The organism is Maritimimonas sp. 2405UD52-3, assembly GCF_056591715.1.
Genome location: NZ_JBWQOL010000002.1, coordinates 1 through 12,759, shown reverse-complemented (window position 1 = coordinate 12,759; position 12,759 = coordinate 1). Strand labels below are relative to the sequence as shown.

The 12,759-nt window shown below is 30.9% G+C and carries 13 protein-coding genes; 9 read left to right on the top strand and 4 right to left on the bottom strand.

Features of this window, described 5'->3' with window-relative positions; genetic code table 11:
• Positions 1-40 precede the first annotated feature (40 nt).
• The 3 genes from AC1EU5_RS04165 to AC1EU5_RS04155 are packed head-to-tail and all read left to right on the top strand — an operon-like array spanning position 41 to position 2,975.
• The gene (locus tag AC1EU5_RS04165; protein ID WP_480191102.1) at positions 41-1,606 is read left to right on the top strand and encodes a sensor histidine kinase; all 1,566 of its coding nucleotides are present in this window, start codon (positions 41-43) and stop codon (positions 1,604-1,606) included.
• A 9-nt stretch (positions 1,607-1,615) separates the two neighbouring features.
• Positions 1,616-2,314 (top strand): response regulator transcription factor, encoded by a 699-nt coding sequence (locus tag AC1EU5_RS04160; RefSeq protein WP_480191101.1) that lies wholly within the window; start codon positions 1,616-1,618, stop codon positions 2,312-2,314.
• Between the two features lie 40 nt (positions 2,315-2,354).
• A complete protein-coding gene (locus AC1EU5_RS04155; RefSeq protein WP_480191100.1) occupies positions 2,355-2,975 on the top strand; it encodes an L-threonylcarbamoyladenylate synthase in 621 nt (206 codons plus the stop codon).
• On the opposite strand, the gene AC1EU5_RS04150 is transcribed toward AC1EU5_RS04155, so the two are convergent.
• Together AC1EU5_RS04150 and AC1EU5_RS04145 are read right to left on the bottom strand one after the other, a co-directional pair.
• Complete coding sequence (locus AC1EU5_RS04150; RefSeq protein WP_480191099.1) at positions 2,970-3,593, bottom strand: hypothetical protein; 624 nt, start codon at positions 3,591-3,593, stop codon at positions 2,970-2,972. The two genes, AC1EU5_RS04155 and AC1EU5_RS04150, sit on opposite strands and share 6 nt — an antisense overlap.
• A gap of 4 nt (positions 3,594-3,597) precedes the next feature.
• Positions 3,598-4,092: an RNA polymerase sigma factor gene (locus AC1EU5_RS04145; protein ID WP_480191098.1), complete on the bottom strand. Its 495-nt coding sequence runs from the start codon at positions 4,090-4,092 to the stop codon at positions 3,598-3,600.
• A gap of 171 nt (positions 4,093-4,263) precedes the next feature.
• Between AC1EU5_RS04145 and AC1EU5_RS04140 the strand changes: the two genes are divergently transcribed.
• The 6 genes from AC1EU5_RS04140 to AC1EU5_RS04115 are packed head-to-tail and all read left to right on the top strand — an operon-like array spanning position 4,264 to position 9,898.
• Complete coding sequence (locus AC1EU5_RS04140) at positions 4,264-5,163, top strand: MerR family transcriptional regulator (protein WP_480191097.1); 900 nt, start codon at positions 4,264-4,266, stop codon at positions 5,161-5,163.
• Positions 5,163-6,653 (top strand): phytoene desaturase family protein, encoded by a 1,491-nt coding sequence (locus AC1EU5_RS04135; protein ID WP_480191096.1) that lies wholly within the window; start codon positions 5,163-5,165, stop codon positions 6,651-6,653. The genes AC1EU5_RS04140 and AC1EU5_RS04135 overlap by 1 nt, the downstream gene beginning before the upstream one ends.
• Positions 6,637-7,479: a phytoene/squalene synthase family protein gene (locus AC1EU5_RS04130; RefSeq protein ID WP_480191095.1), complete on the top strand. Its 843-nt coding sequence runs from the start codon at positions 6,637-6,639 to the stop codon at positions 7,477-7,479. The genes AC1EU5_RS04135 and AC1EU5_RS04130 overlap by 17 nt, the downstream gene beginning before the upstream one ends.
• Positions 7,480-7,926, top strand: coding sequence for a sterol desaturase family protein (locus AC1EU5_RS04125; RefSeq protein ID WP_480191094.1), 447 nt, complete (start codon positions 7,480-7,482; stop codon positions 7,924-7,926).
• Positions 7,927-8,613, top strand: a complete 687-nt coding sequence (locus tag AC1EU5_RS04120; RefSeq protein ID WP_480191093.1) for a lycopene cyclase domain-containing protein — start codon at positions 7,927-7,929, stop codon at positions 8,611-8,613.
• Positions 8,606-9,898 carry a cryptochrome/photolyase family protein gene (locus tag AC1EU5_RS04115; protein WP_480191092.1) on the top strand — a complete coding sequence of 431 codons (1,293 nt, stop codon included), beginning with the start codon at positions 8,606-8,608 and terminating at the stop codon, positions 9,896-9,898. The genes AC1EU5_RS04120 and AC1EU5_RS04115 overlap by 8 nt, the downstream gene beginning before the upstream one ends.
• A 429-nt stretch (positions 9,899-10,327) precedes the next feature.
• Here AC1EU5_RS04115 and AC1EU5_RS04110 read toward each other — a convergent pair whose 3' ends face one another.
• Positions 10,328-11,722, bottom strand: a complete 1,395-nt coding sequence (locus AC1EU5_RS04110) for a serine hydrolase domain-containing protein (protein ID WP_480191091.1) — start codon at positions 11,720-11,722, stop codon at positions 10,328-10,330.
• Positions 11,723-11,786: 64 nt separating this feature from the next.
• Positions 11,787-12,578: a helix-turn-helix domain-containing protein gene (locus AC1EU5_RS04105; protein WP_480191090.1), complete on the bottom strand. Its 792-nt coding sequence runs from the start codon at positions 12,576-12,578 to the stop codon at positions 11,787-11,789.
• Positions 12,579-12,759: the final 181 nt, after the last annotated feature.

The window sequence follows — 12,759 nt, the reverse complement described above, 5'->3', positions numbered from 1 at the left end:
GAATCAGTTAAAATATTGAGAAGGATTAAATTTGTTCTAAATGAGTAGGAGAATATTTATACTCTTAATTGTATTAATGAGTATTGCCTTAATAGGCATCATTGCGGTACAGATTTATTGGATTAACAGTTCTATACAAATTCGTGATAAACAATTCACGACAGATGTAAAATTTGCGCTCGCTAAGGTGTCTGAAAATATTCAGCAAAGAGAGTTAAATGACTACTACGATAAATATAGTGCTGTTATTGACAGTTCTAAACGTTCTTTGGAAAGTGGTAAAAAAGATTTCTTCTTTCAGCAATTAGATACGGCAAGAAATGAAATTTTTACGTTTAGGCAAAGTATTCTTGAAAGTAATTATAAACCGTCTATTTCTTTATTTGATAGCGATACCTTGAGTTTTACAACTTTATTGAGCGAAAAAGAAAAGGAAATTACAAAAGTTTCTTTCAATAAAAATGATTTTGAAGAATTGTCTCCAGAAGAAAGGATATATCAAGTTGGCAGACAAATAAACTTAGAAAAAGCTCAGTTTAATAACGTATTTAAAGATATTGCTCCAAGAACGCCAATCTATGATAGGGTTTCAACAAAAGAAATACGAATAAATCTTGATAATGAACTGAGAGATTTAGGGGTTGAAGCTAATTTTGAGTTTGGGGTTTTTCAGGAAGGATTGGCAACTAAGGTTAAATCAAATGGTTTTAGAAAGGAGAAGTATAAAAGTTATGGAGTGCCCTTATTCCTAGATAATGAAGGAAATAGTGAGTACGAATTGTATGTTAGTTTTCCTGAAAAAGAAAAATACATATTGGCAACCATTTCAAATATTTTGATTCTAGCAGCTGTGTTTATTCTTGTTATCATTGCTGCCTTTGCAAGTGCCTTGTATCAATTGATCAGGCAGAAACAAATATCTGAGATCAAAACAGACTTCATTAATAATATGACTCATGAGTTCAAAACACCTATTGCCACTATTAATTTGGCGTTAGATGCTATTAAGAACCCAAAGATCATAGATGATAAAGAAAAAGTGCTTAGATATACAGATATGATTCGTCAGGAGAATAAGAGAATGCATGGGCAAGTTGAGAATGTATTGAGAATATCTAAATTAGAAAAGAATCAACTAGATTTATCAGCTCAGGTTGTCAATATTCACGAGGTTATTGAAGAAGCTATTACGCATGTAAAGCTTATAGTTAATGATAAAGGAGGATATGTAAAAAAACATTTAAATGCGAGTCAAGTTGAGGTTATGGCAAGTAAATTTCATTTTACAAATGTGATTGTAAATATGCTAGATAATGCGATAAAATATACTCAACATTCTCCTAAAATTGATATTACCACTGAAAATGCAGGAAATTATATCCTGATAAAAATAAAAGACCAAGGTATTGGAATGAGTAAAAATGTACAGAAGTATGTTTTTGATAAATTTTACCGAGAACAAAAAGGAAATATACATGATGTAAAAGGTCACGGATTAGGCCTCTCCTATGTGAAAAAAATTGTTGAACATCATCATGGTAGTGTATATGTAGAAAGCGAGAAGGGGAAAGGAAGCACTTTTACTGTAAAACTGCCATTGATATAAATTATAAACATGACAAATAAAAAAATATTATTAGTTGAAGACGATCCTAATTTTGGAACAGTCTTAAAGGATTATTTAATGTTAAATGATTATTCTGTTTCTCATGCCAAAGATGGCTTGGAAGGATTAATTATGTTTAAAAATGACGATTTCGATATCTGCATCTTAGACGTTATGATGCCAAGAAAAGACGGTTTTTCTTTGGCAAAAGATATTAGAGCTACGAATGCAGACATTCCCATCATTTTTCTAACAGCCAAAACCATGAAAGAAGATGTGTTGAAAGGGTATGAAGTAGGTGCTGATGACTATTTAAATAAACCTTTTGATTCTGAAGTATTGTTGTATAAAATCAAAGCTATTTTGCAACGTAAAGAGGTAGATGTAAATACGGAAGAGGAACAGCATGAATTTCAAATAGGTAAATTTCATCTAAATACAAAGTTGAGGCATCTTTCTTTTGATGGTGGTGAGCCTAAGAAATTATCACCAAAGGAAAATAAGTTATTGAAAATGTTAGCCTTGCATATCAATGATTTAATGCCTAGAGAATTAGCACTTACTAAAATTTGGAGAGATGATAATTACTTCACTTCTAGAAGTATGGATGTCTATATTGCAAAGTTGAGAAAGTACTTAAAACCAGATCCTGAAGTAGAAATTATTAATATTCATGGTGAAGGTTTTCGTTTGATCGTTAATGGTTAAGAATAAATTTCTTTAAGTTTTTAAGTTGTAAATTTGCTCTATGGGGCAGTTTATAAGGTTATATAACGAAAATCCTAATCAACGAGAATTAGACAAAGTAGTAGCTGTACTTCGTAAAGGAGGTTTGATCATTTATCCTACAGATACTGTTTATGGATTGGGCTGCGATATTACTAATAACAGAGCATTAGAGAAAATTGCCCGTATCAAAAATATTAAATTGGCAAAAGCCAATTTTTCTTTTGTGTGCAATGACTTGAGTCACCTTTCGGATTATGTCAAACAAATAGATACATCTACGTATAAAATTTTAAAACGAGCTTTACCTGGTGCTTACACTTTTATCTTACCGGGCAATAACAGTTTGCCAAAAGCTTTTAAGAATAAAAAAACGGTAGGTATTAGGGTGCCCGATAATAATATAGCTAGAGAAATTGTAAGGTCATTGGGCAATCCTATTGTTTCTACATCTATTTATGATGAAGATGATGTTATAGAATATACTACTGATCCTGAACTTATTTACGAAAAATGGAAGGACCAGGTTGACATAGTCATTAATGGTGGTTATGGAGACAATGTGCCTTCAACAATTATAGATTTGTCATCTGATGAAATTGAAGTTACAAGAGAAGGGAAAGGAAGTCTAGATATTTTATAGTTTACCATTATTATTGATCAATTCTTTATAATTAGCTTTTAATCGTCTTAATAATATACCATATAGCAACTGGTAGATCAACCAGAAAAAACCCATAATTATTAATAATAAGAAAATTGCCACGGTCCAGACCATAATCATATTGGTGCCTTCAGGTATACTTTGCAAGAATTCATCAGAATTAAGAGCTCTATAGAAAATAACGCCACCAACTACTGGTATAACTGAAAGAACAAACCAAATATAATATTTAACTGTTTTTCGTGTTTTTAAAATGTTCTGCATCAATACTTTGGGATTTGAGTTCGCAGAAATTGACCGATAATTTTTATAGAAAAGATAGATAAAGACCAGTACAATTGAGTAAAAAATAAAGCTAGCAATAAAATTAAAACTCGTTAGGTTTAAATCATTCATTAAGCTATTTGTCTTATCACTATCCATAAATAACAATAGCACATGAGGTATTACAAACTCAAGTAAACTTATAATAAATATCCATTTTACTATAGAAGATGATTTTTTGTGAATGAGTTTTGATAAATCATCATATGATAATTTTGGGAGGGAACTATCTTGTTTCTTCCAGTCTTTTTTTAACAAATCTAATTGATCCATAACACTACGGATTTAATATTTTTTTCAACTTAGTTTTTACTCGGTTCATTTTTACGCGTGCATTTACCTCACTAATACCCATCGTTTCTGATATTTCATGGTAATTCTTATCTTCAAGATATAAAAAGATCAACGCTTTTTCAATATCAGATAGCTTTTTAATGGCTTTATACATGAGTCGTAGTTGCTCTTCTTCAGTATCATCATATTCTGTTGACTGAATTTTGAACAATACACTCTCAAAATCTTGCGTTTTTATACTTCGCTTTGACTTACGATATAGGGTGATGGCAGTATTAATGGCAACCCGATACATCCAGGTGCTAAATTTTGCCTCACCTCTAAACTTTGGATATGCACGCCATAGTTGTATAGTTATTTCCTGAAAAAGGTCATTATGTGCATCTTGACTATTAGTATATAATCTACATACCTTATGTACAATATTTTGATGCTTTTCAAGATCAGATACAAAACTATGTTCAAGTTCTTTTGTCACTAGTTGGTTGATTTCAACTTATAGGTAAACAAAAATGAGGTTTTGTTACACTTTATCAAAACTAATTTTAACCCAATTTTAAGTTAAATTTATGACTATGAATAAGAATTGTAGTAAAAAAAATGTATTTTTGTTAAACTATTTCTAAATTATATTAAACAAAATATAATTATGCTCAATGCCATTAAAACGAAATTTTCGATCAAAGATCTCGAAAATTTTACAGGAATTAAATCGCACACCATTAGAATTTGGGAAAAGCGTTACAAGCTTTTAGAGCCTAAAAGAACGGATACTAATATTCGTTTTTACGATTCAGATAATTTTGTAAAGCTCTTAAATATAAATCTCCTTTATAACAACGGTTATAAAATATCTAAGATCGCTGAATTCTCTGAAGATACTTTAGTTTCAAAAGCAAAGGAACTTGTTAATACAGATGCTGTTAAAGAGGGTGCTTTGAATTCATTTAAAGTGGCTATGTTAAATTTTGACATCAATTTATTCAATGAATCTTATACCAAGCTTTTAGGGCATAAAACATTCAGAGAAGTATTTTTAGATGTATTTATACCATTATTAGAACATATTGGTGATTTATGGCAAACTAGGTCTATAAAGCCGGTTCATGAGCATTTTATTTCTAATTTGATTATTCAAAAATTACAGTCTAATATTGAGAAAAACCAGTCAATCATTCATGATACTGATAAAGTATATGTGTTGTATTTACCTCAACATGAGATACATGAATTAGGCTTATTGTACTTGCATTATGAACTGACTTTAAAAGGATATCACTCCATTTATTTAGGGCAGAATATATCAACTGATAATATAGCTGACCTTAAAAAATTCTACAGGAGTATTCACTTCATTTCATATTTTACAGTAGAACCTAAAGATGATGAAATAGATGAACATATAGAGAATCTTCAAAAAGAACTCATAGAAGATACAGACAATAATTTCTGGTTTTTAGGTAGAAAAGCATTTTTGTTTGAAGGAAAGGAGCTCCCAAAAGGCATTAGGTCTTTTACGTCATTGCAAGATTTACTAAAAGTTATCTAGTGAACAAAGTTGTTATTATTGGTTCAGGTTTTTCTTCATTGGCAGCATCTTGCTACTTGGCAAAAGCGGGGTATGATGTTACAATTTTAGAAAAGAATAATTCACTAGGGGGTAGGGCAAGAGTATTGCATAAAGATGGATTTAAATTTGACATGGGGCCTACCTGGTACTGGATGCCCGATGTGTTTGAAAGTTTCTTTGCCGATTTTGAAAAACGACCTTCTGATTATTATACACTAGAAAAATTAAGCCCGGCCTATTCAGTATATTTTGGTGAGAAGGATACGATTACGATTCCTGATAATTTAGAAGATATTATTGAACTTTTTGAAAAAGTTGAACCAGGAAGTTCTAAGCATTTAATTGACTTTATAAATTCCGCTAAATTTAATTATGAAGTTGCTATTAAAGATCTAGTCTACAAACCAGGCAACTCAATTACAGAACTTATTACCCCAATTACGATAAAAAGGGTACATCAATTTTTTACAAGTATTCGTAAAAGGGTACGAAAGAAGATTAAAAATGAAAAGTTGATTCAAATACTGGAGTTTCCAGTATTATTTCTAGGAGCCAAGCCAAGCAATACACCTTCTTTCTATAATTTTATGAATTATGCTGATTTTGGTTTAGGTACATGGCATCCTAAAGGCGGAATGTATGAAGTCATTAAAGCAATGACTTCACTCGCTAAGAGTTTAGGAGTAGAAATTCAAACAAATAAAAGTGTTACAAAAATTAAAGTAGCAAATGGTAGAGCCTTAGGCGTTGAAACCAATGCCGGCTTTTTTGATGCCGATATTGTGCTAAGTGGTGCTGATTATCATCATACAGAAACGCTTCTTGATAAATCATTTAGGCAATACTCAGAATCATATTGGAGCAAGAAAACTTTCGCGCCTTCATCATTACTTTTTTATGTTGGCTTTGATAAGAAGTTAAAGAATGTAGAGCATCATACTTTATTTTTTGATACTGATTTTGATGTACATGCTAAAGCTATCTATGATGTTCCTTCTTGGCCTAATGATCCGCTGTTTTATGCTAGTTTTCCTAGTATGACTGATGATTCTTTTGCCCCTGAAGGTAAGGAAGCAGGTGTATTCTTAATACCGTTAGCTCCAGGTATCAAAGATACTCCCAAAATACGCGATTTGTATTTTCATAAAATCATTAAAAGATTTGAGAAACTAACAAAACAAGATGTTACAAAAGATATTGTTTTTAAAGATTCATATTGTGTTAATGATTTTATTGAAGATTACAATTCGTATAAAGGAAACGCCTACGGTTTAGCAAATATCTTAACCCAAACAGCTTTTTTAAGACCAAAAATAAAGAGCAAAAAAGTTACAAACCTATTTTTTACTGGTCAATTGACTGTTCCTGGACCAGGCGTACCACCATCATTAATTTCGGGTAAGATTGCCGCCAACTTAATTCTTAAAAATTATCCAATAATAAGTAAAGCTTATGGAAAAGTTGTTTAATAGCGTATCAATTGATTGTAGTAAATTGGTAACTAAGTCTTACAGTACTTCATTTTCTATGGCTGTTAAGATGTTGTCACCTACAATTAGAAATGCAATTTATAGCATTTATGGTTTTGTGCGTTTTGCAGACGAAATAGTAGATACATTTCATGAGTTCAATAAGGAGGAACTAATTACTAAATTTGAAGCTGATTATTACAAAGCTTATGAAGATGGTATTAGTTTGAACCCTATTTTAAATGCCTTTCAATTAACCGTTAAGAAATATAATATTACAGATGATTTGGTACAGGCTTTTCTCAACAGCATGAAGCTTGATCTACACAAAACAAACTATACAACAGAAGAGGAATATAAAGAGTACATTTATGGCTCAGCAGACGTTGTAGGATTAATGTGTTTAAAAGTGTTTGTAAATGGAGATGAACAGCAATACAAAGAATTAGAAAAAGCTGCTATGCGTTTAGGTTCAGCGTTTCAAAAAGTTAATTTTTTACGCGATTTAAAAGATGACTATGAGTTTTTGAATCGTTCTTATTTTCCTGGAGTTAATTTAAAATCATTAGATGCTGAGTCTAAAGATGCCATTATCAGAGAAATTCAAGATGATTTTGATTATGCTTTAAAACATGGTATTTTAAAGCTACCTGTTGAAGCCAAATTTGGTGTTTATATGGCGTATAGATATTATACAAGATTGTTGAGAAAATTGAAACACGTACCCTCAACAAAAATTATAGAAACCAGAGTGCGTATCTCAGATCCTATGAAGTTAAATTTACTTGCACGTAGTTATGTGAAGTATAAGTTAAATTTGATTTAAATGATTGTTCTGTATATTCTAATCACTATTTCAACTTTTGCCATAATGGAATGCATCACTTGGTGTACACATAAGTATATAATGCATGGTTTTGGTTGGTATTTGCACGAAGATCATCATCAACCTGGATATCCTCATACGTTTGAAAAGAATGATGCTTTCTTTGTAATTTTTGCCCTTCCTAGTATTTCACTCTTTTATTTTGGGTTGCAAGGAGGTTTGAATTATTTATTTTTTATAGGACTCGGTATTTTTTTTTATGGATTGGCCTATTTCCTAGTACATGACGTATTAATACATCAACGATTTAAATGGTTTAAGCGTACAAAGAATAAATATTTAATAGGGTTAAGAAAAGCGCATAAAATACATCATAAACATCTGGGAAAGGAAGATGGTGAATGTTTTGGCATGCTCTTCGTTCCGTTTAAATACTTCAAAGTATAGATGTATTTGTATTTACTGATCAACCTAGCTTCTATTAGCATTCCATTGATCTACAGTTTTGAAAAACGCATGCGCTTTATTCAATGGTGGAGAGAAGTGTTTTTGGCCATTTTCATCACAGGTATTTTGTTTATAGTTTGGGATGTGATTTTTACCGGAAATGGAGTATGGGGTTTTAACGATGCATATTTATTAGGCGTAAATATTCTAAACTTACCATTAGAAGAATGGCTGTTTTTTATCTGTATTCCTTATGCAAGTATTTTTACACATTATGCCCTAAAGTATTTCTTTCCAAATTTAAAGCTTTCAAAAAATTTGACTGACCTTATTTCCATGGTACTCATACTTGTTCTAACATTGGTAATGATCTATAATTTTCAAAAGGATTATACCTTTTTTAATTACTTATTACTGGTGTTAGTTTTAACTTATAGCTTGATCAGTAAAGAAAAAGAATTGCAACATTTCTATATTAATTTTCTAGTGATTTTAATTCCTTTTTTTATTGTTAATGGTGTTCTTACAGGAAGTTTTATTCAAGATGAGATAGTTTGGTACAATAATGACGAAAATCTTGGCATTCGTTTAGGTACCATACCTATTGAAGACATTGGATATGCCTTTAGTATGTTATTTATAAGTATAATTCTAATAGAAAAATTTAAGAAACGCAAGAATGTCTAGTCAAGAAATTGCTGTAATGTGGTTTAGACGTGATTTACGTTTGTTTGACAATGTAGCACTTCATAAAGCATTGACATCTGGCTTAAAAGTACTTCCTGTTTTCATTTTTGACGATAATATTTTAGATAAATTACCTAACGACGATCCAAGGGTGAATTTTATTTTTGATTGTCTGCAAAGCATGCATCATAAACTTCTGGAAAAAGGAAGTAGTATTCTTATAGAAAAAGGAGTGCCGTTAGAGATTTGGAGAAAATTTCTGCAGTCTTATAAGATTAAAAAAGTATTTTTTAACAAAGACTATGAGCCTTATGCTCTAAAAAGAGATCAAGAAATTATTGATTTTCTAAATACAAACGGAGTTGCAGCTTATGCTTGTAAAGATCAAGTAATATTTGAGGAATCTGAGGTTGTCAAAAATGATGGTAAACCTTATACAGTTTTTACACCTTATAAAAATAAATGGCTCAGTCTATTCAATCAAATGGAGAAGTTTTTTGAATATAGCTGTGAAATAACCCAATATTATAAATATAAGCATGATTTCCCTTTACTGAAATCCATAGGATTTGTAAAAAGTACTATAAAAGTACAGCCTTATGATTTGATGGGAGTAGATCATTATGAATCACATCGAGATTTTCCTTATAAAGATGAAACAACTTATCTTTCACCACATCTTAGGTTTGGTACAGTAAGTATTCGTCAGTTAGCACAAATAGGTGGAAAAAGAAACCAAACCTTTTTGAGTGAATTGATTTGGCGTGAGTTTTTTATGCAGATATTATTTCATTTTCCAAATGTAGTCACAGAAAATTTTAGATCGAGATATAATGGAATTCAATGGCGAAACAATGAAGATGAATTCAAAGTATGGTGTGAAGGAAAAACAGGATACCCTATAGTTGATGCAGGCATGCGCCAACTAAATAAAACGGGATATATGCACAATCGTGTACGAATGATTACTGCTAGTTTTTTATGTAAGCATTTATTAATAGATTGGCGTTGGGGTGAGGCTTATTTTGCTGAAAAATTATTAGACTATGAATTATCATCTAACAATGGTAATTGGCAATGGGTTGCAGGCACTGGTTGTGATGCTTCACCTTATTTTAGAGTGTTCAATCCAGAATCTCAGCAAAAAAAGTTTGATAAAGATTTAATTTATATCCGCAAATGGGTAAATGATTTTGATGAACTAACGTATCCTAAACCAATTGTTGAGCATAAATTAGCACGGCAACGGGCTATTGAAACTTACAAAGCTGGTATTTTGAACTGAGTGAAAGATATGGTTTGATCTAGTGATTTTTTTAAGTTTTCCTAACTTATATCATAATATATCATTTAGCCGTAAATAGAAGCTAACTATAAATGATAAGTTAAACAGTTTTTTGACAAACAAAAATTTGCTTTTCGGAATGATCATTAAAAATTTTTTCTTCAAAATCTCCAAATTTATGAATAATGTTAAAACCATTCCTTTCCAAATAGGAATCTAACTCTTGAGGGTAAAACATTCTCATATCTAAATTTTGGAGGGATTAAATTCGCCATTAATATAATAATGCCATTCTATACAATTGATTTGTGTTTTGTTTTCATAGCGCATTATTTGCTTTATTAAGACCTCTCTTCCATCATTAGTTGTATATTCAAAATTAGCCTAATAAGCTTGTTTTTTAAATCAGTTCTTTGTTGCCAGCAGTTTTTATTCCACTTTCTCAAATGCGTTTACATTTCCTAATGACATATATTGAATTTTTCCATTCTCGTTTTTTAAAAACCCCATAATCCTTTTACCATCATAACTTTTAAATAATAAAGGTTCAACTTGATAAAATTTTCTTCCAAAACCAGAAAGTGTATGGTCATCATTTTCTGTAAGCTCATAAGTTCTTCGTTTGTTACTACCTGGACAAGTTTTACAATTGCTCATCCATTGGTATTTTCCTGAAAATATGGAAACATCTGTTTTCATTCTGTCGGTATTTTCATCAATTATAATTTTAGTACCAAAGTACTTTAAAACTTCAGATATAACTTTACCTCTCAAATTTGTATTTTCGTGATGATGAACAACAAAAATTCCTAAATTAATTTTGGGTACTAAAGTTATGAAAGAACTATAACCCAACATATCGCCACCATGATTATATGCATTAAGTCCAAATTGATTTTTTTCATAGAAACCATATGCAAAACCGAAAACTTCTGGATGTATAGATAGTTGTTGTTGTTGCATAGATAAAGTAATTTCTTTAGATAATACTCTTTGATTATTGAATGAGCCATTATTCAAAAGCATTTTCAGATATTTTCCCATATCAGAAACGGTACTATTAATAGACGAAGCAGGATAAGTATGATACCATTCCCAAGGCTGAGGAAGATTAATTCCGTTATACATTTCATAACCTAATGATAGACTTCCCCTGTCTTTTTTTGGTAAATCAATACTGGTTTTTGTCATTCCTAAAGGATTCCATATGTTCTTTCTCATATAGCTCTCTAGAGAAAGTCCACTTAAATCTTCTACAAGCAAACCAGCTAAAGCTATTCCATAGGTGCTATAAGCTGAAATTTTGCCTGGTTCTCGAATACGAGTAAGGTTTGAATTTAAAAATTTTGACAAAGGTATTTGTTTGTTTTTTTCAAACACTCTCCTTCCACCTATTTCATCAAATCCTGCGCTATGCGTTAATAAATGATGTGGTGTAATAGGAATTGAAAATGCACTAGGAACTTTAACTAATTTCAGATGATTGTTTACATCGTCTGTTAACTTGATTTTACCACGGTCTACTTGTTGAAGTAATGCAAGTGCAGTAAAAGTTTTTGTTATTGACCCAATTCTAAATATGGTTGAGTCTGGATCCACATAAGCCAAATTTTCTCCCAATGTTGTAAATCCATATCCCTTTTTTAATAATGTTTTACCATCCTTAACAATAATAAATGATGCTCCTGGGATGTGCTCGGATTCCATTGTCTTTGTAATTAAAGAATCGAGTTTGTTCTCTAAACCTCCAATTGCATACCCTTTGTTTTGAGCGAACGAAATAGCAGTTATTAGTACAAATATTATTGAAAGATAAATTTTCATCTTCTTAGTTTTAATTTAAGCAAAGATGAAAATTTAAAATTCGTTTCTATTGTAAAATATTGCACTAATTGGCATAGAGAGCATTTTGGAATTCCAACGGATTAACTCCTATGAATCGCTTGAAGTTTTTATAGAAATGAGAATTGTCGTAAAATCCACAGTCGATAGCAACATCAAATATTGGATTTCCATTTTTCAACATCTCTTTGCTTTGCTCAATTTTTTTTAGAAGAATAAAGTTGTTAGGTGTTAATCCTGTTTCTTGCTTGAACAGTCTTATGAATTTGAATTTACTCATTCCAAATTGCGAAGCTGTTTTGCTTAATGAAAAAGTATCAAAAGATGTATTATTGACAAAACTTTGAAAAAGTTGATTCGTTTTGTGGCTAATTTCTCTAACAGTTGAGTAATTCGAAATCAACGATGTTAAGGCTGATTTTAGTCTCCTTTCAAACTGAACATTGTTTTTGTTTAAATTAAGTGACAGAAAATAAAGTTCATTAAATATATTCTGGTCATAGATGACTTTGTCTTTAAAAAACATATCTTGATTGTTGTTTAGTTTTTTAATTACGTCTGGTGAGACATAGAAAGTAAAAAATGAATTGCCTACATAACTGTCGCAAGGCGTGGCGTGAACTTCTTTGGAATTTGTAATACAAATTGCACCAACAGGTGCTTGCAAAGTTCTATAATTAAGTTTTGTATTAAAAGTATTTTTTAAAATTAAAGAAATGTTGAAAGATTCGTGAGCGTGAAATGGGAAATCAAATGTACAAGATTTTGCATTTAGCAATTCTAATCCGTCAAGAATAGGAAGTCGATGGTATTCATTTATATCTTTTTTGTTTTTCAAATTGCTGCCAACTCAAGGGTTAAACGTAGTTCTGCTTTGAGAATGAAAAGATACTAAATTCTTTATCAATAATTTGAGAATCAGACTTCCTATTACTCTTAAATTATTGATTGTCAATTAGCTTCACGTTAGTGAAGTGTTGATTGTAGCATTTATTAGATTGGGAATTCGAGGAGCAGGG

Coding starts and splice junctions, on each gene's coding strand:
- AC1EU5_RS04165 (WP_480191102.1), top strand. CDS start 41: ATGAGTAGGAGAATATTTATACTCTTAATTGTATTAATGAGTATTGCC.
- AC1EU5_RS04160 (WP_480191101.1), top strand. CDS start 1,616: ATGACAAATAAAAAAATATTATTAGTTGAAGACGATCCTAATTTTGGA.
- AC1EU5_RS04155 (WP_480191100.1), top strand. CDS start 2,355: ATGGGGCAGTTTATAAGGTTATATAACGAAAATCCTAATCAACGAGAA.
- AC1EU5_RS04150 (WP_480191099.1), bottom strand. CDS start 3,593: ATGGATCAATTAGATTTGTTAAAAAAAGACTGGAAGAAACAAGATAGT.
- AC1EU5_RS04140 (WP_480191097.1), top strand. CDS start 4,264: ATGCTCAATGCCATTAAAACGAAATTTTCGATCAAAGATCTCGAAAAT.
- AC1EU5_RS04130 (WP_480191095.1), top strand. CDS start 6,637: ATGGAAAAGTTGTTTAATAGCGTATCAATTGATTGTAGTAAATTGGTA.
- AC1EU5_RS04125 (WP_480191094.1), top strand. CDS start 7,480: ATGATTGTTCTGTATATTCTAATCACTATTTCAACTTTTGCCATAATG.
- AC1EU5_RS04120 (WP_480191093.1), top strand. CDS start 7,927: ATGTATTTGTATTTACTGATCAACCTAGCTTCTATTAGCATTCCATTG.
- AC1EU5_RS04115 (WP_480191092.1), top strand. CDS start 8,606: ATGTCTAGTCAAGAAATTGCTGTAATGTGGTTTAGACGTGATTTACGT.
- AC1EU5_RS04110 (WP_480191091.1), bottom strand. CDS start 11,722: ATGAAAATTTATCTTTCAATAATATTTGTACTAATAACTGCTATTTCG.